This is a genomic window from Burkholderia mycopellens, assembly GCF_964265025.1.
Lineage (GTDB): Bacteria > Pseudomonadota > Gammaproteobacteria > Burkholderiales > Burkholderiaceae > Burkholderia.
Map to the genome: position 1 here is coordinate 293530 of NZ_OZ183802.1, position 25288 is coordinate 318817.

The following is a 25288-nucleotide window of genomic DNA, read 5'->3' on the forward strand; positions in this document are numbered from 1 at the left end:
CAACAGCATTTTACCCGACCGTCAGCCCCCGGATTGGGGAAAACCCGTATTTGACCTTGTTTGTACTGGAGGATGAATTCTAAATCTGCTTAGTTAATCTCGCATCTATTTGATTTTTAACAGATTTAAAATTCATCATATGAAATGCGCGGCGGGCGGTCGCAGTGTGCCCGTCTTGCAACGCTTGCTGCTGTGCGGCAATCAGGCGGCCGTCGATAGCCCGCGCTCGATCAGGTCGATCACCTGCTCGGCGAAGTCGCGGTAGCCGAGGCGGCCGCCGGGCTTCAGCCATGTGAACGTCCAGTTGATCATCCCGAACACCATCATCGTCACGGACGTCTGGTTTTCCTTCGAGATGCGGTCCGGGTACGCGCGCGCGAGCTGCCGCGTGAACGCGGCGACGATGTCGCGCTGGCGATCGAGCACGATTTCGCGCTGTGCGTCCTCGAGGTACTTCACGTCGTTGAGCAGCGCGACGTGGCGGCTGTGCGACGTTTCGTACTCGGCGAGGAACGCGCGCACCAGCTCCGCGAACGCGTCGCGCTCGCTGAGGCCGCGCCGTTGGCTCGCCCCTTCGACCTCGGCGATGATCAGCATCAGCCGCTTCGTGTAGCGGTCGAGCAGGTCGAACAGGATCGCTTCCTTGCTCTCGTAATAGTGATAGAGGCGTGCCTTCGACGTGCCGCTCGCGGTCGCGAGATCGGACATCGACGTGCTCGGGTAGCTCGTCTGCGCGAATTTCTCGGCGGCCAGATCGAGGATCTGCTCGCGCTGGGATTCGTGGTCGGGCGCTCGGGTACGGGCCATGGTCGAATGCGGAAGATTAGCGGTGCGTGGTGGCCGTGCGGGCCGCGCGCACCTGCGTGGAAGAGAGGGCGTCGGGCGCGTCGTCCTGCAGCTCGAGCCGGCCGGCCGCCGCGAGTTCGCGGCAGCGCCACCAGGCGATCGAGTCGCTGACGAACAGCCCGCCGCGGTCGGCGTCGGCCATGATGCTGCCGACGAGGCGCCCCGCGGGCCGCCAGTCGGCTTCCGCGCGCGCGACGATCAGCGCGTCGAGGTCCGCATAGTGGCCGCTCTTGATCGTGTTGCTGACCCAGTAGCGCAACTCGGCGTTCTGGTGCTTCGCCTCCTGCCATTCGAGCGCGAGGCGGCCGATGCGCAGCACCGAGATCGGCGCGGCCATCGGGTGCTTCCGCGCCAGTTCGGCGGGCGAGAACATGCCGGTCGCACACGCCTGGTCGGTGCGCGACAGCGCCGCGCGCTGCGCCGAGACGAGGTCGGCGGCCGACAGGCGCACTTCGTTCAGGCGTTGCGGGACGTTGCGCAGGTGATAGGCGACGCGGCGCAGCAGCAGTTTGTCGCCGACGCTCGGCGCATGCCACACGACCACCTGGCCCGTATCCGTCGCGAGCTGGTCGAGGCGCGCGAACTCGCCTTCGATCTCCGCGTTCCAGTCGGGAATCTGGTCGCCGAGCACGCGCTGCCAGAAGGCGGCGCGCGTGTCGGGCGTCTCGTCGGCGCCCTTGAGCGGCCCGACCCCGAGATCGTCGAGCAATCCGACGACGCGCTCGTCGCGTCCGGCTTGCGCGAGGGCCTCGCGCAGCGACGCGGCGGCGGTGCCGCCCTGAATCACATGAATGGTACTCATCGGCCTGTCGTCAACAAAAGAAAACCGCCGGCCGGGCGGACATTGCGATGTCCAGCCGGCCGGCGGCCCCTAGTGTAAGCGAGATGTGTGACGGCGAGAAACCGTCCGGCGCCGCGACGCGACGTCGCTCAACGCTCGTCGAAGCTCACGACGACCTTGTCGCTGATCGGGTGGCACTGGCACGTGAGCACGAAGCCGTCCTTCACTTCATGCGCTTCGAGCGTGTAGTTCTTTTCCATCCGCACTTCGCCCTCGAGCACCTTCGCGCGGCAGGTGCAGCACACACCACCCTTGCACGCATACGGCAGCGCGAGGCCCGCACGCAGGCCGATATCGAGCAGGCTCACGCCTTCGTACGGCAGCCGCAGCTTGCGCTTCTTGCCGTCGAGCACGATTTCCAGGTCGGCGGCCGGCGTCTGGTCGGTGATTTCGACGACCGGCGCGCCGGCCTGCGGCAGCGGCGTGCCGAAGCGCTCGACGTGCACCTTCGCCTGCGGCACGCCGGCTGCCTTCAGCGCGGCCTCGGCCGCATCCATCATCGGCGCGGGGCCACAGATGAACGCCTCGTCGATCGCGTCGGCCGGCGTCAGCGTGTCGAGGAATTCCGCGCATTTCGCCTGGTCGAGTACGCCGTTGAACAGCGCGACGTCCTGCTGGTCGTCCGACAGCACGTGATAGAGGACGAAGCGGTTCATGTAGCGGTTCTTCAGGTCCTCGAGCTCTTCCGCGAACATGATCGCGTCGACGCTGCGGTTGCCGTAGATCAGCGTGAATGTGCTGCGCGGCTCGAGTTCGAGCGTCGTCTTCACGATCGCGAGCACCGGCGTGATCCCGGAACCGCCGGAAAACGCGACGTACTGCTTGCCGTGATCGGCGTTCAGGTGGGTGAAGAAACGGCCGTCCGGTGTCATCACGTCGATCGTGTGGCCTGGCTTGAGCGAGTCGAACGCGAAGTTCGAGAAGCGGCCGCCGCGCACGCGCTTGATGCCGATGCGCAGTTCGCCGTCGCGGTCGTAGTCCGTCGTGCCGACGCAGATCGAATACGAGCGTCGCGTTTCCTCGCCGTCGATGTGGGTCTTCAACGTGACGAACTGGCCTTGCGTGAAGCGGTACGCATCGCGCAGCTCGGGCGGCACGTCGAAGGAGACGGTTACGGCGTCGGCGGTCTCGGGCCGCACGTCGCGGATACGCAGCGGATGAAATTGCGGGGTCGCCATATCGATTAATAAGGTTTGAAGTAGTCGAAGGGTTCGCGGCAGTCGACGCAGCGATACAGCGCCTTGCAGGCCGTGGAAGCGAATTGCGCGAGACGCTCGGTGCGGGCGGAGCCGCAGCGCGGGCACGCGGGCGCCGCGACCGGCCGCGGCACGAAGCGCACGACGCTTTCCCGCGGCGCGGCCGTGCCGCACTGGCCGACCGGTGGCGCGATGCCGTACGCGCGCAGCTTGTCGCGCGCTTCCTGCGTGATCCAGTCGGTCGTCCACGCGGGCGCGAGTACCGTCTCGATCCGGTGCGGCGGGAGGTCGGCGGCCTGCAGCGCGGCGGCGATGTCCTCCGCGATTTGCGACATGGCCGGGCAGCCCGAGTAGGTCGGCGTGATCACGACCTCGAGCTGGCCGTCGTCCGCGCGGCGGACGTCGCGCAGGATGCCGAGCTCGCGGATCGACACGACCGGAATCTCGGGATCGGGCACGGCTTCGAGCACGTCCCATGCACGGGCGAGCAGCGGATCGTCGCGGTGCACGGTGGGCGCGACATGAGCGGGGGCGGTCTGGACGGACATCGTCGGGCTCCGTGGCGTCGGGGTTACCAGGTCGCGCCGGGGTGCTGGCGTGCGAGGCTTTGCATTTCGGCGAGCAGGTAGCCCATGTGTTCCGAGTGCTCGCCCTGCTTGCCGGTCGTCACATGCTGCACGGGGGCCGGCAGCGTGAGTGTCGCTTCCGCGAGCGCGTCGTCCACGTCAGCGTGCCATGCCGCTTCGAGCGAGGCCGGTGCGGGGGCGATGCCCTCGGCTGCGACTGCGTCGTCGATCGCATCGGCGGCGAAGAATTCGCGCGTATACGGCGTCAGGTAGTCGAGCGCGTCCTGCGCGCGACGGTGCGATTCGTCGGTGCCGTCGCCGAGGCGGACGAGCCACTCGCGTGCGTGCTGCACGTGATAGCGGGTTTCCTTTACCGACTTCGCGGCGATCGCGGCGAGCTGCGTGTCGGTCGACGTTTCGAGCGCGGTCCACACGTGCAGCATCAGTACCGAGTACAGGAAGTTGCGCACGATCGTCACCGCGTAGTCCTTGTCGGCGTGCGCGGTGCCGGCGACCGGGCCGTAGTGCGGCAGCTCGGCGAGCGTGAAGTTCGCGAACTCGCGCTCGGTGCGGAAGTAAGCGTAGTCGTCCTCGGTCTTCGTTGCGCCGGTGAGCTGGCGCTCGAGTTCGGCCGCGTGCGTATACAGCATGCGTGCCTGGCCGATGAGGTCGAGGCTCATGTTGGTGAGTGCGATGTCTTCCTCGAGGATCGGGCCGTGGCCGCACCATTCGGCGTTGCGCTGACCGAGGATCAGCGTGTTGTCCGCGAGGCGCAGCACGTAGGAGAGGTGTTCGGGCGTGATCGTCATGGCGCGGGCGTTACATGTGGTTGACTTCGTCGGGCAGCGTGTAGAACGTCGGGTGACGGTAGATCTTGTCGCCCGCCGGCTCGAACAGCTCGGCCTTCTCGTTCGGATCCGACGCGGTAATCGCCGACGACGGCACCACCCAGATGCTCACGCCTTCCTGGCGGCGCGTGTAGACGTCGCGCGCCATGCGCAGCGCCATCGACGCGTCGGCGGCGTGCAGGCTGCCGCAATGCTTGTGGTCGAGCCCCTGCTTGCTGCGCACGAACACTTCCCAGATCGGCCATTCCTTGCTCATCACTTTCTCCTGAATCCTGAATTCGATGGTGTGCCGCCGCTCAGGCGGCGTGCTGTTCGGCGCGCGCGCGGCGCATTGCTTCGTGGGTGAGTGCGGCTTCGCGCACCCATGCGCCGTCCTCGTGCGCTTTCACGCGGGTCGCGAGGCGTTCCTTGTTGCACGGGCCGTCGCCGTTGACCACGCGCCAGAATTCGTCCCAGTCGATCGTGCCGTAGTCGTGATGGCCGCGCGCCTCGTTCCACTTCAGGTCGGGGTCGGGCAGGGTCACGCCGAGGACTTTCGCCTGGTCGACCGTCGCGTCGACGAACTTCTGCCGCAGGTCGTCGTTCGTGATCCGCTTGATGCCCCATTTCGCGGACTGATTGCTGTGGACCGAATCGGCGTCGCTCGGGCCGAACATCATCAGCACCGGCCACCACCAGCGGTTCACGGCCTGCTGGACCATCGCGCGTTGCGCGTCGGTGCCCTTCATCATCGACAGCAGCGCGTCGAAGCCCTGGCGCTGGTGGAACGATTCTTCCTTGCACACGCGGATCATCGCGCGCGCGTACGGGCCGTACGTGCAGCGGCACAGCGGGATCTGGTTCATGATCGCCGCACCGTCGACGAGCCAGCCGATCACGCCGACGTCGGCCCAGGTCGGCGTCGGGTAGTTGAAGATGCTCGAATATTTCGCCTTGCCGGCGTGCAGTGCGTCGATCAGCGAATCGCGCGATACGCCGAGCGTTTCGGCCGCGCTATAAAGATAGAGGCCGTGGCCGGCTTCGTCCTGGACCTTCGCGAGCAGGATCGCCTTGCGCTTCAGGCTCGGCGCGCGCGAGATCCAGTTGCCTTCGGGCAGCATGCCGACGACTTCCGAGTGCGCGTGCTGCGAGATCTGGCGAACCAGCGTCTTGCGATAGGCGTCGGGCATCCAGTCCTGCGGTTCGATCTTGCCGTCGGCGGCCATGACCGCATCGAACCGCGCCTGCTCGGGCGACTCGGCTGCGGCGTCGAGCGGCGCGACGTTGCCGGGGATGTCGAGGGATTGCGTGTACATGGCGAGATTCTCGTCCGGTTGAATGTGTGCGAAGTATAAACCAACCGACCGGTCGGTTAATAAATTTCTTGTGGATTTGCGGCACGATTCGGGTAAACGAGGGACGTCAGGGCGCGATCAGGTGGCATCGTGCTGGTCTGGCGCGTGGGGTTCGCGTCTTCTACGGCACAATGCCCGCTTTCCGACGAGGATTTTGCCGATGTCATTCCGAAGCAGTATCGCCGCGGTCGTGCTGGGTGCGGCCGTCTTTGTCTCGCCGCTCGTGGCGTCGGCCTCGGCCGCGCCGGCTGGATGGGTGGCCGCGTGGGCGACCGCGCTGCAGCCGATTCCCGACCTTGCCGCACCGCCGCCGCTTTATCGTGCGCCCGACGTGGCCGGACGGGCCGTGCGCCAGATCGTGTATCCGACGGTGTCGGGTCGTGCCGCACGGATCCGCGTCAGCAATGCGTACGGTCGTGCGCCCCTGGTCGTCGAGGCGGCGAGCTTCGCGCGCGCCGGGGACGGGGCGGCGCTTGCGGGCGCGGCAGTGCCGGTCCGGTTCGGCGGCATGGCGTCCGTGACGCTGGCACCGGGCCAGGAACTCGAAAGCGATCCGGTGGCGATCGACGTGGCGGTCGGGCGGCCGTATGCGATCAGCCTCCAGATGGGGCCGAACCAACGGATGACGGTCTGGCACCGCGTGTCGAACCAGTTCAATTACGTGTCTGCACCGGGGGGGCACGTGAGTGATCCGGGCGCCGCCGCGTTTCGCGCCCGTTTTACCCAATATGCATGGGTGACCGAGCTCGCGGTCGAGGCCGGCTCCGCGCGTGCCAGCGTAGCGGCGATCGGCGATTCGATCACTGACGGGCTGCGCTCGAGCGTGAACCGGAACCACCGCTGGCCGGACGCGCTGGCGCGTCGGCTGAGCGCCTCCGGCGTGGAGTCGATCGGCGTCGCGAATCTTGGTATCAGCGGGAACCGGCTGCTCAGCGATTCGGCGTGCTACGGCACGTCGCTGGCATCGCGATTCGAACGCGATGCGCTGTCGCGCGCGGGTGTGAAGGCGGCGATCGTGCTGATCGGGATCAACGACATCAACTTTGCGGCGATGCCGCCGCGCGCGGGGCTCGATTGCGACCACCCGCATACGCAGGTCACGGCTGCATCTTTGATCGACGGCTACCGCCGGCTGATCGAAGCGGCGCACCGTCAGGGGGTGAAGGTCTTCGGCGCGACGCTGACGCCGGCTGGGCTGCCGGCGGGGCGCGAGGCGATCCGGCTCGAGGTGAACCGGTGGATCCGGAGCGGTAGCGGGTTCGACGGCGTGGTCGACTTCGATGCCGTGCTGCGCGATCCGGCGCGCCCGAGCGTGCTGCAGCGTCGATACGATAGCGGGGACGGCATTCATCCGAGCGACGCCGGCTACACGGCGATGGCCGATGCGGTGTCGATCGAGCAACTGCAGGCAGTGGTGGGCGGCAAGTGACGCGCCTCTATATATAGAGGGAAGTGTTGCTGGCGACCGGGAGGTCAGCAGCATCACGCGGCCCGTCGAGCCCCGAGCCCCCGTGCGCGGCAGCGCACGGGGGCTTTTTCAAAATATTTTCACAAAGGGGCTTGCGTGGTTGGGGGCGGGTGCTTAGAATCACGCCTCTTTCGCGCTAACGGAAACGCGGCGCGGAAGAGGGAAGCAGGGTCGGTGGTGTGCGGCAGTCTGGCGCGTACAACTGGCCCGGAAGTTGAGCCCCGCAGTCGCAACGCTGATGTTAAAAAGTTGTTGACGAGCTGCGAAACACGGTTCATAATCTCGCTTCTCTGCTGCTGAAAACGCAGCGCTGCCGGGAAACACGAAGTTCCTTGCAGAATGCTCTTTAAAAATTAACAGCCGATAAGTGTGGGCGCTTGATGGAAGCGAGCTGATCCTCGGGTCAGATGGCAAAAGTATCAAGAGTCTCACACTAAAGTAAGTCAGGTTTATGAAGTGATTCATATTCCTGTCAGCTTTGAGTGAGCGACCGGTTCGAAAGAACCGAAAACAGTAACAGGTTTAAACTGAAGAGTTTGATCCTGGCTCAGATTGAACGCTGGCGGCATGCCTTACACATGCAAGTCGAACGGCAGCACGGGTGCTTGCACCTGGTGGCGAGTGGCGAACGGGTGAGTAATACATCGGAACATGTCCTGTAGTGGGGGATAGCCCGGCGAAAGCCGGATTAATACCGCATACGATCTACGGATGAAAGCGGGGGACCTTCGGGCCTCGCGCTATAGGGTTGGCCGATGGCTGATTAGCTAGTTGGTGGGGTAAAGGCCTACCAAGGCGACGATCAGTAGCTGGTCTGAGAGGACGACCAGCCACACTGGGACTGAGACACGGCCCAGACTCCTACGGGAGGCAGCAGTGGGGAATTTTGGACAATGGGCGAAAGCCTGATCCAGCAATGCCGCGTGTGTGAAGAAGGCCTTCGGGTTGTAAAGCACTTTTGTCCGGAAAGAAATCCTTGGCTCTAATACAGTCGGGGGATGACGGTACCGGAAGAATAAGCACCGGCTAACTACGTGCCAGCAGCCGCGGTAATACGTAGGGTGCAAGCGTTAATCGGAATTACTGGGCGTAAAGCGTGCGCAGGCGGTTTGCTAAGACCGATGTGAAATCCCCGGGCTCAACCTGGGAACTGCATTGGTGACTGGCAGGCTAGAGTATGGCAGAGGGGGGTAGAATTCCACGTGTAGCAGTGAAATGCGTAGAGATGTGGAGGAATACCGATGGCGAAGGCAGCCCCCTGGGCCAATACTGACGCTCATGCACGAAAGCGTGGGGAGCAAACAGGATTAGATACCCTGGTAGTCCACGCCCTAAACGATGTCAACTAGTTGTTGGGGATTCATTTCCTTAGTAACGTAGCTAACGCGTGAAGTTGACCGCCTGGGGAGTACGGTCGCAAGATTAAAACTCAAAGGAATTGACGGGGACCCGCACAAGCGGTGGATGATGTGGATTAATTCGATGCAACGCGAAAAACCTTACCTACCCTTGACATGGTCGGAATCCTGCTGAGAGGCGGGAGTGCTCGAAAGAGAACCGGCGCACAGGTGCTGCATGGCTGTCGTCAGCTCGTGTCGTGAGATGTTGGGTTAAGTCCCGCAACGAGCGCAACCCTTGTCCTTAGTTGCTACGCAAGAGCACTCTAAGGAGACTGCCGGTGACAAACCGGAGGAAGGTGGGGATGACGTCAAGTCCTCATGGCCCTTATGGGTAGGGCTTCACACGTCATACAATGGTCGGAACAGAGGGTTGCCAACCCGCGAGGGGGAGCTAATCCCAGAAAACCGATCGTAGTCCGGATTGCACTCTGCAACTCGAGTGCATGAAGCTGGAATCGCTAGTAATCGCGGATCAGCATGCCGCGGTGAATACGTTCCCGGGTCTTGTACACACCGCCCGTCACACCATGGGAGTGGGTTTTACCAGAAGTGGCTAGTCTAACCGCAAGGAGGACGGTCACCACGGTAGGATTCATGACTGGGGTGAAGTCGTAACAAGGTAGCCGTATCGGAAGGTGCGGCTGGATCACCTCCTTTCCAGAGCTATCTCGCGAAGTTGAGCGCTCACGCTTATCGGCTGTAAATTTAAAGACAGACTCAGGGGTCTGTAGCTCAGTCGGTTAGAGCACCGTCTTGATAAGGCGGGGGTCGTTGGTTCGAATCCAACCAGACCCACCATTGTCTGGCGGTAACACCTGAGGCAATCTGTACTCATGGGGGCATAGCTCAGCTGGGAGAGCACCTGCTTTGCAAGCAGGGGGTCGTCGGTTCGATCCCGTCTGCCTCCACCAATCTTCAATGGGAAGCGTTTGGATCACACGAAAGTGACGTGTGAGACGAGCATTTGCCATTGGCGATTGAGCCAGTCAGAGTGATATGAGTAAAACCATATCGGCTGTCGTTCTTTAACAATCTGGAAGAAGTAAGTAATTTGGATAGCGGAAGCGTCTTGAGATGGACGTGGAAGTTATCCGGGTTGTGATTGTATCGATGTATCTCAAGATGATTCGAACTCTATGTTTGACTCAATTGGAATACGGCACAACGCGAGAACTCAACCTGTAACGAGACAGACTCGTTATAGGGTCAAGCGAACAAGTGCATGTGGTGGATGCCTTGGCGATCACAGGCGATGAAGGACGCGGTAGCCTGCGAAAAGCTACGGGGAGCTGGCAAACGAGCTTTGATCCGTAGATGTCCGAATGGGGAAACCCGGCCCTTTTGGGTCATCCTAGACTGAATACATAGGTCTAGTGAAGCGAACGCGGTGAACTGAAACATCTAAGTAACCGCAGGAAAAGAAATCAACCGAGATTCCCAAAGTAGTGGCGAGCGAAATGGGATGAGCCTTGCACTCTTTATTTGTATTGTTAGCCGAACGCTCTGGAAAGTGCGGCCATAGCAGGTGATAGCCCTGTAGGCGAAAACAGTATGAAAGAACTAGGTGTGCGACAAGTAGGGCGGGACACGTGAAATCCTGTCTGAAGATGGGGGGACCATCCTCCAAGGCTAAATACTCGTGATCGACCGATAGTGAACCAGTACCGTGAGGGAAAGGCGAAAAGAACCCCGGGAGGGGAGTGAAATAGATCCTGAAACCGCATGCATACAAACAGTCGGAGCCTCGAAAGGGGTGACGGCGTACCTTTTGTATAATGGGTCAGCGACTTACGTTCAGTAGCAAGCTTAACCGTATAGGGCAGGCGTAGCGAAAGCGAGTCCGAATAGGGCGTTCAGTTGCTGGGCGTAGACCCGAAACCAAGTGATCTATCCATGGCCAGGATGAAGGTGCGGTAACACGTACTGGAGGTCCGAACCCACTAACGTTGAAAAGTTAGGGGATGAGCTGTGGATAGGGGTGAAAGGCTAAACAAACTTGGAAATAGCTGGTTCTCTCCGAAAACTATTTAGGTAGTGCCTCGTGTCTCACCTTCGGGGGTAGAGCACTGTCATGGTTGGGGGGTCTATTGCAGATTACCCCGCCATAGCAAACTCCGAATACCGAAGAGTGCAATCACGGGAGACAGACATCGGGTGCTAACGTCCGGTGTCAAGAGGGAAACAACCCAGACCGCCAGCTAAGGTCCCCAAATATAGCTAAGTGGGAAACGAAGTGGGAAGGCTAAAACAGTCAGGAGGTTGGCTTAGAAGCAGCCACCCTTTAAAGAAAGCGTAATAGCTCACTGATCGAGTCGTCCTGCGCGGAAGATGTAACGGGGCTAAGCTATATACCGAAGCTGCGGATGCGTGCTTAGCACGCATGGTAGGAGAGCGTTCCGTAAGCCTGCGAAGGTGCGTTGAAAAGCGTGCTGGAGGTATCGGAAGTGCGAATGCTGACATGAGTAGCGATAAAGGGGGTGAAAGGCCCCCTCGCCGTAAGCCCAAGGTTTCCTACGCAACGTTCATCGGCGTAGGGTGAGTCGGCCCCTAAGGCGAGGCAGAAATGCGTAGCTGATGGGAAGCAGGTCAATATTCCTGCACCATTGTTAGATGCGATGGGGGGACGGATCGCGGAAGGTTGTCCGGGTGTTGGAAGTCCCGGTCGCTGCATTGGAGAAGGCGCTTAGGCAAATCCGGGCGCGTAATTCAAGGGTGTGGCGCGAGCTCCTTAGGGAGCGAAGCAATTGGAAGTGGTTCCAAGAAAAGCCTCTAAGCTTCAGTCTAACGATGACCGTACCGCAAACCGACACAGGTGGGCGAGATGAGTATTCTAAGGCGCTTGAGAGAACTCGGGAGAAGGAACTCGGCAAATTGGTACCGTAACTTCGGGATAAGGTACGCCCTTGTAGCTTGATGCGCCTGCGCGCAAAGGGTGAAGGGGTTGCAATAAACTGGTGGCTGCGACTGTTTAATAAAAACACAGCACTCTGCAAACACGAAAGTGGACGTATAGGGTGTGACGCCTGCCCGGTGCCGGAAGATTAAATGATGGGGTGCAAGCTCTTGATTGAAGTCCCGGTAAACGGCGGCCGTAACTATAACGGTCCTAAGGTAGCGAAATTCCTTGTCGGGTAAGTTCCGACCTGCACGAATGGCGTAACGATGGCCACACTGTCTCCTCCCGAGACTCAGCGAAGTTGAAGTGTTTGTGATGATGCAATCTACCCGCGGCTAGACGGAAAGACCCCATGAACCTTTACTGTAGCTTTGCATTGGACTTTGAACCGATCTGTGTAGGATAGGTGGGAGGCTATGAAACCGGAACGCTAGTTTCGGTGGAGCCGTCCTTGAAATACCACCCTGGTTTGTTTGAGGTTCTAACCTTGGCCCGTGATCCGGGTCGGGGACAGTGCATGGTAGGCAGTTTGACTGGGGCGGTCTCCTCCCAAAGCGTAACGGAGGAGTACGAAGGTACGCTAGGTACGGTCGGAAATCGTGCTGATAGTGCAATGGCATAAGCGTGCTTAACTGCGAGACCGACAAGTCGAGCAGGTGCGAAAGCAGGTCATAGTGATCCGGTGGTTCTGTATGGAAGGGCCATCGCTCAACGGATAAAAGGTACTCTGGGGATAACAGGCTGATACCGCCCAAGAGTTCATATCGACGGCGGTGTTTGGCACCTCGATGTCGGCTCATCTCATCCTGGGGCTGTAGCCGGTCCCAAGGGTATGGCTGTTCGCCATTTAAAGAGGTACGTGAGCTGGGTTTAAAACGTCGTGAGACAGTTTGGTCCCTATCTGCCGTGGGCGTTGGATATTTGAAGGGGGCTGCTCCTAGTACGAGAGGACCGGAGTGGACGAACCTCTGGTGTACCGGTTGTCACGCCAGTGGCATCGCCGGGTAGCTATGTTCGGAAGAGATAACCGCTGAAAGCATCTAAGCGGGAAACTCGCCTTAAGATGAGATATCCCTGGGGACTAGATCCCCTTGAAGGGTCGTTCGAGACCAGGACGTTGATAGGTCAGGTGTGTAAGCGCAGTAATGCGTTCAGCTAACTGATACTAATTGCCCGTAAGGCTTGATCCTATAACAAGTCTGTTTCGACAGTCGTTAGCGCTTCAGCGCTTTACGAATGTCGAACGTCGAGTGTGAAGCACTCGACGTACTGCGGTTGAACTACCGCGTATGTGTGAGATACAACCTCACAACCCAACGAAATTACTGCTTCTTCCCAGATTGGTTCTGTTGGCCACGCCAGCAGAACAACCCTCTTTGCCTGATGACCATAGCGAGTCGGTCCCACCCCTTCCCATCCCGAACAGGACCGTGAAACGACTCTACGCCGATGATAGTGCGGATTCCCGTGTGAAAGTAGGTAATCGTCAGGCTCCCTAAGCCAGAAACCCCCGCCCGAAAGGCGGGGGTTTTTGCATTTGAGCGGCGGAAATGCACGGCGATCGGGATAGACGGCCTGGCTGGAGCTGAAACGACGAATGCGCTGATTTAGGCGCCTCCCGTTCTCGAGCAATCGTAAGCGCTTCCCCAGCACCGTCTGTCCATGAAGGTTCATAGGCGGCAATCTGGTTCCCACCAGAATGTAGTGGGAACCAGAAAAAATGGAAATCAAGGCGCAGGGCCGCCGACGAGGCTCCAAGAATTACACGAATGAGTTTCGCACGCAGGTCGTAGCGGAAACACGAGACCCGACACGTTCACTGGCGGAAGTTGCACGCGCGCATGGGTTGAACGCGCATCTCGTGTCGAAGTGGCGTCGGGATCAGGAGCAAGAGGCGACGTCCGCATCCGCGCCAGCTGAATTATTCCTGCCTGTTCAGATGGCATCACCGCCGATACCGGAACCGGTCAGATCATCCGGGATGGTCATCGAATGTCGTGGCGTACGCGTGTGTTTCGAAGGCAAGCCGGAGTCTGATGTCCTGCGGCTTGTCCTGACGAGCTTGCTGGATGTGAGTTCGTGATGCTGGGCCTCCCCGCTGGGACGCGGGCGTGGCTGGCTGCTGGTGTGACCGATATGCGTTCCGGCTTCAATAGCCTGACCGCGAAGGTGCAGACCGTGCTTGAGCGGGACCCGTTCAGCGGACACGTGTTTGTGTTCCGCGGCCGACGCGGCGATCTGGTCAAGGTGCTGTGGTGGAGCGGTGTCAGCGTCGGATAGATACTCCCCACTTTCGTCGAAGTAATTTTCCCCAGTTTTTTATCTGATGGCGCCGCGGTAGCGGCGCCGTCCTGTCGATCGCCGACCATATCGCCCTGGAGATCCGTCGTGGGGGTGTCGGTGGTCGAGCTGGAGGAAGTGATGACGATTCTGGAATTGCATCGGCAAGGGCTGAGTATTTCGGCCATCGCTACTCGACTGGGTATGGACCGCAAGACCGTTCGTAAATACATCAGGAATGGCGTTCAGGCGCCGCGTTACGGTCCGCGCGCACCGCGACCGTGCGTGGTCGATCCGTTCGTCCACTACGTCACCGAACGTGTGCGCGAGTTTCCCGACCTGAGCGTCGAGCGACTGCTGCGCGAGATTCGGGCCATGGGGTACACCGGTGGCCGCACGGCACTGGGCGACCTGGTTCGGGAGGTCCGGCCGCCCCGCCAACGTGGCTTCGAGGTGCGCTTCGAGACGCCTGCCGGGCATCAAGCGCAGGTGGATTTCGCCCACTTCAATGTCGAGTTCGGCGACGCGCCTGGCCAGCGACGCTCGATCTGGCTATTCTCGATCGTGCTTGGGCACAGCCGCTATCTCTGGGGACGTTTCGTCGAGCATCAGGACCTGCAGACCGTCCTGCGCTGCCACATGGATGCGTTCGAGCACCTCGGCGGCGCTCCGCGCGAGATTCTGTACGACCGGATGAAGGCGGCCGTGCTGGGCGAAGTCGAGAAGCACATCGTCTACAACGCGAAGCTGGTCGCGTTTGCGCAGCACTACGGCTTCGCGCCGCGCGCCTGCAAGGCATATCGCGCCAAGACCAAGGGCAAGGTCGAGCGGCCGTACCGCTATATCCGGCAGGACTTCTTCCTGGCGCGTCGTTTCCAGAATCTCGCCGACTTGAACCGACAGTTGCGCGAGTGGCTCGACACGGTGGCCAATGTGCGCGTGCACGGCACGACGCACCGCGTCGTCGCCCAGCACTTCGGTGAGGAGCGTCCCGCACTGCAGGCGTTGCCGGCCGGCACCTTCAACGGCGTGATCCGGCTCGAGCGTCGCGTGAGTCACGAAGGCCTCGTCTCGGTCGGCGGCAACTACTACAGCGTGCCCGATCGAACACGCAAGCGCACGCTCGACGTCCACAGTCTGGCCCACGAGATCCGCATCTACGAAGACGGTGAACTGCTGGCGGTTCATCCCGTGCTCGAAGGCCGGCGACGAACCTCGCTGTTGCCCGGCCATCGGCGCGCAAATCAGCGCAAGCAGCCAGCACGACACCCATCACCATCGGTAACGGTAGCCGTAGCTCGCCGGCCTCTGTCGTTCTATGACCAGGTCGCAAGACGCCTCGCAGATGCTGGGAGGACCGCATGAGCGGCATGCCTGCCTCGACACTGGAACGCATCCGGCGCTATCTCGTCGGCTTGCGCATGCCGCGCGCGCTCGAAACGCTGGACGCCACCCTGAATCGCTTCGAGCAAGGCGACAGCTCGATGCTGGAAGTGTTGGAAACGCTGCTGGGCGAGGAGTTCACGACGCGCGAGACCCGCCGCATCCGGATGGCGCTGCAGACCGCGCGGCTCGGCACGATCAAGACGCTGGCCGGTTACGACTTCAGCTTCCAGCCGAGCCTCGACCGAGATCGCATCATGACGCTTGCGCAACTTGAGTTCATCGAACGACGGCAGACCGTGCACTTCCTTGGGCCGCCCGGCACGGGCAAATCGCACCTGTCCATTGCGCTGGGCGTGGAAGCCGTGCGCGCCGGCAAGAGCGTCTACTTCGGCTCGCTGGCCGAGATCGTGAACTCGATGGCCAAGGCCGAGCGGGAGGGCAACCTGGCGCAGCGCGTGCGCTTCCTTGCACGCAACAGCCTGCTCATCGTCGACGAGATCGGTTACCTGCCGATCGGCTCCAACGGCGGCAATCTGTTCTTCCAGCTCGTCAACGCCTGCTACGAGCGCTGCGCGATCATCCTGACGTCCAATCGCAGCTTCGGCGAATGGGGCGAAGTGTTCGGCGACAGCGTGGTCGCCGCGGCGCTGCTCGACCGGCTGCTGCACCACGCGATCGTCGTGCAGATTGAAGGCACATCGTACCGCCTACGAGAACACGCCGATCTGCTGCCCGACCATCTGCGCAACCGACCATCTTCCCTGAATCACCCGTCCGCTGAACCGGTTCGTCGGCGCCCGGGCCGTCCGCGAAGGAGCTCATCCGATCACATCGCCGGCTGATCACCGTCCGAACAGGGTGGGGAATTTTACTTCGACACTTCTGGGGAAATTACGTCCGACGTTGACAAGCGGCGACGGCATGTGTCTGCTGATGAAACGGCTTGAACGCGGCCGCTTTGTCTGGCCGCGTGCGGATGGGGGCGTCGTCAGCTTGAGCCAGGCGCAGTTGTCCATGTTACTGGAAGGCATCGACTGGCGGCAGCCGGTGCGCACGGCGGCGCCGACCTCAGCGTTGTAAACCCGCCCACCGGCGCGTAGACTGCGGGCATGACGACGGCGAACGCGTACCCGGACGACATCGAAGTGCTCAAGGCTCTACTGCTCGAGCGCGATGCCCGCATCGGGCATTTGGAAGACGTGGTCGAACCGCACAAGGCGGCGACGGCAACCGACAAGGCGGAGATCGAGCATCTCAAGCTGCTGACCGCAAAGCTGCGCCGCATGCAGTTCGGCCGCCGCTCGGAGAAACTGGACCGCCAGATCGAACAGCTCGAGTTGCGTCTGGAAGAACTCGAGGCCGACGAAGGCGCAGCCCCCATCGAGATTCCCAGGACGCCTCGCACGGCACCGGAACAGGTACAACGCAAGCCGTTGCCGGATCACCTGCCGCGCGAGATCTAGATCCATTGGCCCGAATCACGTGAAACCTGCACGGCGTGCGGTGCGCCGATGAAGCAGCTTGGCGAGGACGTCGCCGAACAACTCGAGTATGTGCCGGCGAGCTTCCGGGTCATCCGCCATGTGCGGCCGAAGCTGGCATGTTCATGCTGCGATCACATCGCCCAGGCTGCTGCGCCAAGCCGTCCCATCGAGCGAGGCATAGCTGGCCCGGGACTGCTGGCTCACGTGCTGGTCGCGAAGTTCGCGGATCACCTGCCGCTCTACCGGCAGTCGGTGATCTATGCGCGGGAAGGTGTCGAGCTGGATCGCTCACTGCTGGCGAAGTGGGTTGGTCGCACTGCGGCGCTGCTGCAACCGCTCGTCGACGCACTGCGTCGCCACGTCATGGCAGCGACGAAGCTCCATGCCGACGATACGCCAGTGCCGGTGCTTGCGCCAGGGAACGGCAAGACCAAAACCGGACGCGTGTGGGTGTATGTGCGTGACGATCGGGCGTCCAGCGATGCCACTCCGCCGGCCGTCTGGTTTGCCTATACTCCGGACCGCAAAGGCATCCATCCGCAGCAGCATCTCGAATCGTTCAATGGCACGTTGCAGGCTGACGCCTACGGCGGCTACCAAGCGATTGACGAAACGGGACGCGTTGCCGAAGCAGCATGCTGGGCCCATGCACGGCGGCAGTTCTACGAATTGCATGCGGCTCGCCCAAATGCATTGAACACCGAGGCGCTGGAACGTATCGGCGCGCTCTACAAGGTCGAAGAGCAGATCCGTAGCAAACCGACCGATGAGCGGCGAGCGCACCGACAAGCACGCGCCAGGCCCTTGCTCGATCAACTCCATGCGTGGCTGAGCGCCACACTGGAGACGCTTTCGCGCAAATCCGACACGAGCCGGGCAATCCTCTATGCGCTGAACCGTTGGGAAGCGCACACGCGCTACTGTGACGACGGGCGTCTGGAAATCGATAACCTACCGGTCGAGCGCGCGTTGCGCGGTGTGGCCATCGGGCGTCGGAACTATCTGTTCGCCGGTGCGGACTCAGGTGGCGAGCGTGCTGCCGCGATCTACAGCTTGATCGGCACGGCCAAGCTCAACGGCTTCGATCCTGAGGCGTATCTGCGCGCCGTGCTCGCGCGCATTGCAGACCATCCGATCAACCAGGTCGAAAACCTGCTGCCCTGGAACATGACCACCCCGGCGTCGTAAGGCGATAATGCTGCTGACTTCCCGTTCCCCGGAGATCAGATGGCGAAATCATTCCAGCGCTTTACCTTGCACGTGCAGCTTCAACACATTGAGCCGCCCATCTGGCGCCGGATCGAGGTTGAAGGAACCGAGTCGCTGCGCAAGCTGCACCATATCCTGCAGGCGGCCTTCGGCTGGGAAGACTCCCACCTGCACGACTTCCTGATCGATGGCATGACCTACGCCATGTTCGAGGTCGATGACGTGCTGGACTTCGCTGATCCGGGCACGACCGCAGATGACCGCAAGGTTCGCCTGCAGAAGGTCCTGAAACCTGGCTCTCGCTTCCTCTACCGGTACGACTTCGGGGATGGGTGGGATCACGCCATCGTCGTTGAGAAAGTGGAAATCGTTGAAAGCGAACCGTGGGGCGCGGCACAAGTCATTGATGGTGCTCGCGCGTGCCCGCCGGAGGATGTGGGCGGCCCGCATGGCTACGAAGCGTTCCTGAACGCGCTATGCAACGATCCAAATAGCGAAGAAGCTGACCATTACCGAAACTGGGTCGGCCCCGGCTTCGACGCCGAACTGTTCGATCTGCGTGCTGCCAATGCCACGCTGCTACGTATGGCATCCAATCGTTGGGGAAACCGGTAACTCATGCCGTCAAGATGGTATCGGCTCCACGCTTACGAGCAATCTGCCGCGCTGCGCCACTGATCGAGCTGGCCACGCGCTGATAGCTGGTGCAGGTTGGAACCCACATTCAAGCATCCACCCACCGCTGTTCATGACGACGGCGATCAGGTCGAGTAGCGACTCCATCACGTGCCTGACTACCTCTCGGTTCAGATTTGAGCGTTGTGGTGGCCTGGGGTGGCATCGCCAACCGCCGATTGCCGATTATCGGGCGTCGTTCATCGGCGTATCGAGCTCATCCTCGCGCAAAAATCACCATTGCAACTCCGTGCTTATCGAGCATGTTTCGCGGCCTCCGTCACCACATGAGCCGTCAGCTCGACCCGGGCACCGGATCACGTCTATTGAACGTTCTGGCGTGTCCTTGTCGCGAGCGTTGAACCATTGTTGCCCATCGAGCGCGTGAAGTCGAACCGCACTCGTGATGCCATCGCGTAGTCATCCCGAGTTGTTTGTATCTCAATTCGCTGCATCTTCGCTCAAGTTGGCTCGCGCACAGAAACGGGGGCGTGTAGCCTGCCGGATGGAACGGTTCGGTGTGTGGCGTGCACCGGACGTCCGCGAGCCAATCAACTGGATACCCTCAGAATTCGTGCTGTTCCATTTGATGAGCGCCGGCTATGGACGTTCAGCTGCGCGAGGCTGGCGTCGTAAGGGCAAGCGGGATGTCGCGGGTATGCCGCGGTTTCGCTGCGATAGGCCGACCAGATACTGAGGTTGGTCGGCTTCAGTCGGTCATATGCGGCGAGCACTGAGGCTGCCGCCGGACGCCCTGGCGTGTGGCGGCAGCCGTGGCCTGCTGCCGGATCTTGGTGATCGTGCTCGAGCGACACCAGGTGGCGACGGATCGGCGGCATGCGCGGTCAAAGCCATGAAGGCCATCCGAAGAGCGAGCAGGCGCATAAGGATCCGAACCGGAGGCGGGCAGTTGACCCGCGAGGGTATCGCGTCTGTCGCTGAGGTCGGCAAAGGCCCGTGGCGCGCCCATGACCCCCGTCGTCAGCCTCGAGCAGATGGTCCGATGCAGTTACTGGAAAGCGCCCGAAAGCTCAGTCACCTGTATCGCCTGCTAGCCGAGCCAGACAACCCATGAATTCGGAAGCGACGCCACAAAAGAACAGCAAGGATGGATCAATAAAGCCGCCCGGCACGAAATTTGCGGAAATTTTCGTTTACCCGCTTGGCAGGGCGCGCGAGAGGTCGTATGATGGCGGTCTTTCGTTTTCAGCGTAGATGCAGATCGACGTTGAGGGCGGAGTCTGACGAAGATGTGGCATTGATCGGTAGCGCCCACGCTTGCCTTAGCCGGGCAGGGGCGGGAGGTCGATGGTCAAGCGGGCGTCAGGAAGAGAGTGAAAATAATCTTCCGGATGTGCTTGACAGAAGTGCGATGCACCCCCATAATCGTCAGTTCTCTACGGAGGGGTGCCCGAGTGGCTAAAGGGGGCAGACTGTAAATCTGTTGGCTTACGCCTACGTTGGTTCGAATCCAACCTCCTCCACCAAGATATCAGCGCAGTGAGCGGTAAGGAATCGTTTGTGGCCCGTGCGGGTGTAGCTCAATGGTAGAGCAGAAGCCTTCCAAGCTTACGACGAGGGTTCGATTCCCTTCACCCGCTCCAGACCGCGAAGTTGAAGCTTAAAGCGCCCATGTGGCTCAGTGGTAGAGCACTCCCTTGGTAAGGGAGAGGTCGGCAGTTCGATCCTGCCCATGGGCACCAGCAGTAAAAAGTCAGTGTCTTGTTTGCGCGCGGCGCAACCTGTGAAATTCCTTTTGGGAGTTGAAAATGGCCAAGGAAAAGTTTGAGCGGACCAAGCCGCACGTGAACGTTGGTACGATTGGTCACGTTGACCACGGCAAGACGACGCTGACGGCAGCGATCACGACGGTTCTGACGAAGAAGTTCGGCGGCGAAGCGAAGGCATACGACCAGATCGACGCGGCACCGGAAGAAAAGGCGCGCGGCATCACGATCAACACGGCACACGTCGAGTACGAAACGGCTAACCGCCACTACGCACACGTCGACTGCCCGGGCCACGCTGACTATGTGAAGAACATGATCACGGGCGCAGCGCAGATGGACGGCGCGATCCTGGTTTGCTCGGCAGCAGACGGCCCGATGCCGCAAACGCGTGAGCACATCCTGCTGGCGCGTCAGGTTGGCGTTCCGTACATCATCGTGTTCCTGAACAAGTGCGACATGGTGGACGACGCTGAACTGCTCGAGCTGGTCGAGATGGAAGTTCGCGAACTCCTGTCGAAGTACGACTTCCCGGGCGACGACACGCCGATCGTGAAGGGTTCGGCCAAGCTGGCGCTGGAAGGCGACACGGGCGAGCTGGGCGAAGTGGCGATCATGAACCTGGCCGACGCGCTGGACACGTACATCCCGACGCCGGAGCGTGCAGTTGACGGCGCGTTCCTGATGCCGGTGGAAGACGTGTTCTCGATCTCGGGCCGTGGTACGGTTGTGACGGGTCGTGTCGAGCGCGGCATCGTGAAGGTCGGCGAAGAAATCGAAATCGTCGGTATCAAGCCGACGGTGAAGACGACCTGCACGGGCGTTGAAATGTTCCGCAAGCTGCTGGACCAAGGTCAAGCAGGCGACAACGTTGGTATCCTGCTGCGCGGCACGAAGCGTGAAGACGTGGAGCGTGGCCAGGTTCTGGCGAAGCCGGGTTCGATCACGCCGCACACGCACTTCACGGCTGAAGTGTACGTGCTGAGCAAGGACGAAGGCGGCCGTCACACGCCGTTCTTCAACAACTACCGTCCGCAGTTCTACTTCCGTACGACGGACGTGACGGGCTCGATCGAGCTGCCGAAGGACAAGGAAATGGTGATGCCGGGCGACAACGTGTCGATCACGGTGAAGCTGATTGCTCCGATCGCGATGGAAGAAGGTCTGCGCTTCGCAATCCGCGAAGGCGGCCGTACGGTCGGCGCCGGCGTCGTCGCCAAGATCATCGAGTAAGCCAGTTATTCGTTGATCGACAGTTTTGGGGCTGGTAGCAGCCAGCCCCAACATGGTTTAGGGGTATAGCTCAACTGGCAGAGCGTCGGTCTCCAAAACCGAAGGTTGGGGGTTCGATTCCCTCTGCCCCTGCCAAAAAATAGCCACGTGTCCTACGTGGCATTTGTTTTAAGGTGTTATGGCGAATCCATCCGTCGAAACTGTAAATACCTCCGGCGATAAGCTGATGCTGGCCCTGGGCGTATTGCTGGTGTTGGCCGGATTCGTGGGCTTCTTCTGGCTGGCCAATCAGCAGTGGTATGTCCGCGGTGCCGCATTGGCGGTAGGTATCATCGCCGGCGTGGCCGTCGGGCTGATGTCCGCACCTGGCAAGAGCCTCATCGCATTTGCCAAGGATTCGTACAAGGAAGTCCGGAAGGTCGTATGGCCCACCCGCAAGGAAGCAACGCAAACCACACTCGTCGTGTTCGGTTTCGTGCTCGTGATGGCGATTTTCCTCTGGTTGAGTGATAAGTCGATCGAATGGGTGATTTTCTCGGCGATTCTGGGTTGGAAATGATATGAGCGATACTCCGGCATCCCCGAGCGGAAAACGTTGGTACGTCGTGCACGCCTACTCCGGTATGGAGAAGAGCGTGCAACGTGCGCTTCAGGAGCGCATCGAACGCGCTGGCATGCAGGACAAATTCGGTCAGATCCTGGTTCCGACCGAAGAAGTGGTTGAAGTCAAAGGCGGCCACAAGGCTGTGACCGAGCGTCGTTTCTTCCCCGGCTACGTGCTGGTGGAAATGGAAATGACGGACGAAACGTGGCACCTCGTGAAGAACACCGCGAAGGTCACCGGCTTCGTCGGCGGTGCGCGCAACCGCCCGACCCCGATTTCCCCGAAGGAAGTCGAGAAGATCATGTCGCAGATGCAGGAAGGCGTCGAAAAGCCGCGCCCGAAGACCCTGTTCGAAGTCGGCGAGATGGTGCGTGTCAAGGAAGGCCCGTTCACGGACTTCAATGGCACCGTCGAAGAAGTCAACTACGAAAAATCGCGCGTGCGTGTGTCGGTCACCATCTTTGGCCGATCCACCCCGGTCGAACTCGAGTTCGGTCAGGTCGAAAAAGTTTGATCCCGATTCGGTGGGCAGCCTCGGCTGCCCACCTTCGCGCTTACGGCCCGCGTCATGGCCGTTGAGGAGCGTCAGTAGCCAGTGGCGAAAGCGCGTTATTACTCACCGAACGCCTTCTCCGGCGTTCCAATGAGGTTCACAAATGGCAAAGAAGATTATCGGCTTTATCAAGCTGCAGATCCCTGCAGGTAAAGCCAACCCGTCGCCGCCGGTCGGTCCGGCACTGGGCCAGCGCGGCCTGAACATCATGGAGTTCTGCAAGGCGTTCAACGCGCAGACTCAAGGCATGGAGCCGGGTCTGCCGGTGCCGGTGGTCATTACGGCATTTGCTGACAAGAGCTTCACGTTCGTGATGAAGACGCCGCCGGCGACCGTCCTGATCAAGAAGGCGGCGAAGGTGGACAAGGGCTCGAGCAAGCCGCATACCGACAAGGTCGGTTCGATCACGCGCGCTCAAGCTGAAGAAATCGCGAAGACCAAGATGCCGGACCTTACGGCAGCTGATCTGGACGCAGCCGTTCGCACCATCGCTGGTAGCGCACGCTCGATGGGCATCACTGTGGAGGGCGTGTAAATGGCTAAGATCTCCAAGCGCCGTCAGGCATTTGCTGCCAAGGTTGATCGTCAGAAGCTGTACGCGATCGAAGACGCACTGAGCCTCGTGAAGGAATGCGCAAGCGCGAAGTTCGACGAGTCGATCGACGTCGCAGTCCAGCTCGGCATCGATGCGAAGAAGTCGGACCAGGTCGTTCGTGGTTCGGTCGTTCTGCCGGCAGGCACGGGCAAGTCGGTTCGCGTTGCCGTGTTCGCGCAAGGCGAGAAGGCTGAGCAAGCGCGTGCAGCAGGCGCCGAAATCGTCGGTATGGAAGACCTGGCAGAGCAGATCAAGGCTGGCCAGATGGACTTCGACATCGTGATCGCTTCGCCGGACACGATGCGTATCGTCGGTACGCTCGGTCAGATCCTCGGCCCGCGCGGCCTGATGCCGAACCCGAAGGTCGGTACGGTCACGCCGGACGTCGCAACTGCCGTCAAGAACGCGAAGGCTGGTCAGGTGCAATTCCGTGTCGACAAGGCCGGTATCATCCACGCGACCATCGGCCGTGCATCGTTCGAGCCGACCGCACTGCGTTCGAACCTGTCGGCGCTGATCGAAGCGCTGCAGAAGGCAAAGCCGGCAACGAGCAAGGGCGTCTACCTGCGCAAGATCGCACTGTCGAGCACGATGGGCGTCGGCGTGCGTGTCGACCAGGCTACGCTGGCAGCACAGTAAGCAAGTATTCGGGCCGCTTCGTTCGCGAAGTGGCCCTCATGGGCTTTGGGCGGTTGTTCGTGCAGCAGGGCGGGCAACCGGTTATCAAAGACCGTTGGTGGGGCGCAGCAGTCAGGTGATCCCTTAATTCAAGCCAACGCAGATGGCGAACCCGAAAAAGTTTTGCAGTGGTGAAGCCGCAGGCCGTGAAGCGATTCCCGGCGTGAGGTGGAAATACTCCTAACGAGGTCGGACGCCGTTGTTGAACGAGGTACGTGAGGTTTCGTGCCGAACGTATCGTTTCTGGAGGCTAACCGTGCCGCTTAATAGAGAAGACAAGCAAGCCGTCGTCGCTGAGGTTTCCGCGCAAGTCGCGAAGGCCCAGACCGTTGTGCTGGCTGAGTATCGTGGAATTGCGGTTGGCGATCTGACCAAGCTGCGCGCGCAAGCGCGTGAGCAACAGGTTTACCTGCGCGTGTTGAAGAACACGCTGGCGCGTCGCGCCGTTGAAGGTACGCCGTTTGCTCCGCTGGCAGAGCAGATGACTGGCCCGTTGATCTACGGCATCTCGGAAGATGCAATTGCTGCTGCTAAGGTCGTCAACGACTTCAGCAAGAGCAATGACAAGTTGGTCATCAAGGCTGGTTCGTTCGATGGCAAGGTGATGGACAAGGCTGGCGTGCAAGCGCTGGCAAGCATCCCGAGCCGCGAAGAACTGCTCTCGAAGCTGCTGTTCGTTATGCAATCGCCTGTTTCGGGCTTCGCGCGCGCTCTGGCCGCGCTGGCCGAGAAGAAGCAAGCGGAAGCTGCGTAATCGAACGTGCATCAGCGTCATTGATCGCTGGCTGTATCCGAATTCAATTTAGGAGTATTTCAAATGGCAATCGCAAAAGAAGACATCCTGGCAGCAGTCGAAGGGATGACCGTTCTGGAACTGAACGAACTGGTCAAGGCATTCGAAGAGAAGTTTGGCGTGTCGGCAGCTGCAGTGGCAGTCGCTGGCCCGGCAGGCGGCGGCGCTGCTGCTGCTGCAGAAGAGAAGACCGAATTCACGGTCGTTCTGGCTGAAGCAGGCAGCAACAAGGTTGCAGTCATCAAGGCAGTTCGCGAACTGACGGGCCTGGGCCTGAAGGAAGCGAAGGACGTCGTTGACGGCGCACCGAAGGCTGTCAAGGAAGGCGTCGACAAGGCTGCTGCTGAAGAAGCCAAGAAGAAGCTGGAAGAAGCAGGCGCGAAGGTCGAAGTCAAGTAAGTTTCGGCGCGCTGTGCGAAGGCTGGCGGTATTTTCACCGCCGGCCTTTTTGTGCTTTGTGGGGACGTTATTCTGGCACTCATTCGGGAGCCCGAATAATCGGCCCCAGAAGCCAAAGAAAACCGCCTGATCGTTGTCATTGATCACGAATGGCGGTTCTCTTTGTCTTCTGAAGCGACTGCAGAAGGCAAGTTTGGTCGGGTAGCGGGCAACACAGGCATCCGCTGCCGTCAGCCAGCGGTTGGTAGCGGCCAACCACCAAGCTTCTCGGCTCGTT

General features: G+C 60.8%; 21 protein-coding genes, 6 tRNA genes, 3 rRNA genes and 1 pseudogene. 24 read left to right on the plus strand and 7 right to left on the minus strand.

All coding sequences use genetic code 11. The annotated features are described in order from the left end of the window. Positions 1 to 201: 201 nt before the first annotated feature. The 7 genes from ACPTTC_RS01350 to paaA form a co-directional block, all read right to left on the minus strand. Positions 202 to 807: a TetR/AcrR family transcriptional regulator gene (locus ACPTTC_RS01350; RefSeq protein WP_006482923.1), complete on the minus strand. Its 606-nt coding sequence runs from the start codon at positions 805 to 807 to the stop codon at positions 202 to 204. Between the two features lie 16 nt (positions 808 to 823). Further along, positions 824 to 1648 (minus strand): DUF1835 domain-containing protein, encoded by an 825-nt coding sequence (locus ACPTTC_RS01355; protein WP_423391351.1) that lies wholly within the window; start codon positions 1646 to 1648, stop codon positions 824 to 826. A gap of 128 nt (positions 1649 to 1776) precedes the next feature. Continuing rightward, on the minus strand, positions 1777 to 2865 hold the full coding sequence (gene paaE, locus ACPTTC_RS01360; protein ID WP_226199506.1) for a 1,2-phenylacetyl-CoA epoxidase subunit PaaE: 1089 nt from the start codon (positions 2863 to 2865) through the stop codon (positions 1777 to 1779). Between the two features lie 5 nt (positions 2866 to 2870). Further along, positions 2871 to 3431, minus strand: coding sequence for a 1,2-phenylacetyl-CoA epoxidase subunit PaaD (gene paaD / locus ACPTTC_RS01365; protein ID WP_175969956.1), 561 nt, complete (start codon positions 3429 to 3431; stop codon positions 2871 to 2873). A 23-nt stretch (positions 3432 to 3454) separates the two neighbouring features. Continuing rightward, positions 3455 to 4258 (minus strand): 1,2-phenylacetyl-CoA epoxidase subunit PaaC, encoded by an 804-nt coding sequence (paaC, locus tag ACPTTC_RS01370; protein WP_423391352.1) that lies wholly within the window; start codon positions 4256 to 4258, stop codon positions 3455 to 3457. A gap of 10 nt (positions 4259 to 4268) precedes the next feature. Next, positions 4269 to 4553: a 1,2-phenylacetyl-CoA epoxidase subunit PaaB gene (gene paaB / locus ACPTTC_RS01375; RefSeq protein ID WP_181315664.1), complete on the minus strand. Its 285-nt coding sequence runs from the start codon at positions 4551 to 4553 to the stop codon at positions 4269 to 4271. Between the two features lie 40 nt (positions 4554 to 4593). Beyond that, entirely contained in the window at positions 4594 to 5592 is a 999-nt protein-coding gene (paaA, locus tag ACPTTC_RS01380) for a 1,2-phenylacetyl-CoA epoxidase subunit PaaA (RefSeq protein WP_423391353.1), read from the minus strand. A 199-nt stretch (positions 5593 to 5791) separates the two neighbouring features. Here paaA and ACPTTC_RS01385 point away from each other — a divergent pair, with 199 nt between their 5' ends. The 24 genes and pseudogenes from ACPTTC_RS01385 (at position 5792) to rplL (ending at position 25011) form a co-directional block, all read left to right on the plus strand. After that, positions 5792 to 7060: an SGNH/GDSL hydrolase family protein gene (locus tag ACPTTC_RS01385; RefSeq protein WP_423391354.1), complete on the plus strand. Its 1269-nt coding sequence runs from the start codon at positions 5792 to 5794 to the stop codon at positions 7058 to 7060. Between the two features lie 563 nt (positions 7061 to 7623). Beyond that, positions 7624 to 9156: ribosomal RNA gene (locus ACPTTC_RS01390) — 16S ribosomal RNA — on the plus strand. A gap of 64 nt (positions 9157 to 9220) precedes the next feature. Next, positions 9221 to 9297 (plus strand) — tRNA-Ile (locus ACPTTC_RS01395). 37 nt (positions 9298 to 9334) lie between these two features. After that, positions 9335 to 9410: transfer RNA gene (locus ACPTTC_RS01400), tRNA-Ala, on the plus strand. Between the two features lie 293 nt (positions 9411 to 9703). Further along, positions 9704 to 12585 (plus strand): 23S ribosomal RNA (locus ACPTTC_RS01405). 189 nt (positions 12586 to 12774) lie between these two features. Continuing rightward, positions 12775 to 12887 (plus strand): 5S ribosomal RNA (rrf, locus tag ACPTTC_RS01410). Together the 16S, 23S and 5S rRNA genes with 2 tRNA genes alongside form the textbook arrangement of a ribosomal RNA operon. 228 nt (positions 12888 to 13115) lie before the next feature. Continuing rightward, the gene (gene tnpA / locus ACPTTC_RS01415; protein WP_423391355.1) at positions 13116 to 13478 is read left to right on the plus strand and encodes an IS66-like element accessory protein TnpA; all 363 of its coding nucleotides are present in this window, start codon (positions 13116 to 13118) and stop codon (positions 13476 to 13478) included. After that, on the plus strand, positions 13478 to 13675 hold the full coding sequence (gene tnpB, locus ACPTTC_RS01420; protein ID WP_423393303.1) for an IS66 family insertion sequence element accessory protein TnpB: 198 nt from the start codon (positions 13478 to 13480) through the stop codon (positions 13673 to 13675). Before tnpA ends, tnpB (ACPTTC_RS01420) begins: the two co-directional genes overlap by 1 nt. 108 nt (positions 13676 to 13783) lie before the next feature. Beyond that, positions 13784 to 15040, plus strand: a complete 1257-nt coding sequence (istA, locus tag ACPTTC_RS01425; protein WP_423391356.1) for an IS21-like element ISBcen28 family transposase — start codon at positions 13784 to 13786, stop codon at positions 15038 to 15040. After that, a complete protein-coding gene (istB, locus tag ACPTTC_RS01430) occupies positions 15037 to 15903 on the plus strand; it encodes an IS21-like element ISBcen28 family helper ATPase IstB (RefSeq protein ID WP_124681121.1) in 867 nt (288 codons plus the stop codon). Before istA ends, istB begins: the two co-directional genes overlap by 4 nt. 16 nt (positions 15904 to 15919) lie before the next feature. Then, positions 15920 to 16141, plus strand: coding sequence for an IS66 family insertion sequence element accessory protein TnpB (gene tnpB / locus ACPTTC_RS01435; RefSeq protein WP_423391357.1), 222 nt, complete (start codon positions 15920 to 15922; stop codon positions 16139 to 16141). 29 nt (positions 16142 to 16170) lie between these two features. After that, positions 16171 to 17733: pseudogene (gene tnpC, locus ACPTTC_RS01440) on the plus strand (IS66 family transposase). Between the two features lie 39 nt (positions 17734 to 17772). Then, positions 17773 to 18369 carry a plasmid pRiA4b ORF-3 family protein gene (locus ACPTTC_RS01445; protein ID WP_423391358.1) on the plus strand — a complete coding sequence of 199 codons (597 nt, stop codon included), beginning with the start codon at positions 17773 to 17775 and terminating at the stop codon, positions 18367 to 18369. A 1461-nt stretch (positions 18370 to 19830) separates the two neighbouring features. Beyond that, positions 19831 to 19916 (plus strand) — tRNA-Tyr (locus tag ACPTTC_RS01450). Between the two features lie 43 nt (positions 19917 to 19959). Then, positions 19960 to 20033, plus strand: a tRNA-Gly gene (locus ACPTTC_RS01455). Positions 20034 to 20057: 24 nt separating this feature from the next. Next, positions 20058 to 20132: transfer RNA gene (locus ACPTTC_RS01460), tRNA-Thr, on the plus strand. Between the two features lie 66 nt (positions 20133 to 20198). Beyond that, positions 20199 to 21389, plus strand: a complete 1191-nt coding sequence (gene tuf, locus ACPTTC_RS01465; RefSeq protein ID WP_011882996.1) for an elongation factor Tu — start codon at positions 20199 to 20201, stop codon at positions 21387 to 21389. Between the two features lie 59 nt (positions 21390 to 21448). Beyond that, positions 21449 to 21524: transfer RNA gene (locus tag ACPTTC_RS01470), tRNA-Trp, on the plus strand. A gap of 43 nt (positions 21525 to 21567) precedes the next feature. Beyond that, positions 21568 to 21948, plus strand: coding sequence for a preprotein translocase subunit SecE (gene secE / locus ACPTTC_RS01475; RefSeq protein ID WP_006482892.1), 381 nt, complete (start codon positions 21568 to 21570; stop codon positions 21946 to 21948). Position 21949: 1 nt separating this feature from the next. Beyond that, positions 21950 to 22507: a transcription termination/antitermination protein NusG gene (gene nusG / locus ACPTTC_RS01480; RefSeq protein ID WP_006400672.1), complete on the plus strand. Its 558-nt coding sequence runs from the start codon at positions 21950 to 21952 to the stop codon at positions 22505 to 22507. A 142-nt stretch (positions 22508 to 22649) separates the two neighbouring features. Continuing rightward, on the plus strand, positions 22650 to 23081 hold the full coding sequence (gene rplK / locus ACPTTC_RS01485; protein WP_006477201.1) for a 50S ribosomal protein L11: 432 nt from the start codon (positions 22650 to 22652) through the stop codon (positions 23079 to 23081). After that, positions 23082 to 23780, plus strand: coding sequence for a 50S ribosomal protein L1 (rplA, locus tag ACPTTC_RS01490; protein WP_006482906.1), 699 nt, complete (start codon positions 23082 to 23084; stop codon positions 23778 to 23780). It abuts the gene before it with no gap. A 295-nt stretch (positions 23781 to 24075) separates the two neighbouring features. After that, positions 24076 to 24573, plus strand: coding sequence for a 50S ribosomal protein L10 (gene rplJ, locus ACPTTC_RS01495; protein ID WP_027788582.1), 498 nt, complete (start codon positions 24076 to 24078; stop codon positions 24571 to 24573). 63 nt (positions 24574 to 24636) lie between these two features. After that, positions 24637 to 25011: a 50S ribosomal protein L7/L12 gene (gene rplL, locus ACPTTC_RS01500; protein WP_021161757.1), complete on the plus strand. Its 375-nt coding sequence runs from the start codon at positions 24637 to 24639 to the stop codon at positions 25009 to 25011. Positions 25012 to 25288: the final 277 nt, after the last annotated feature.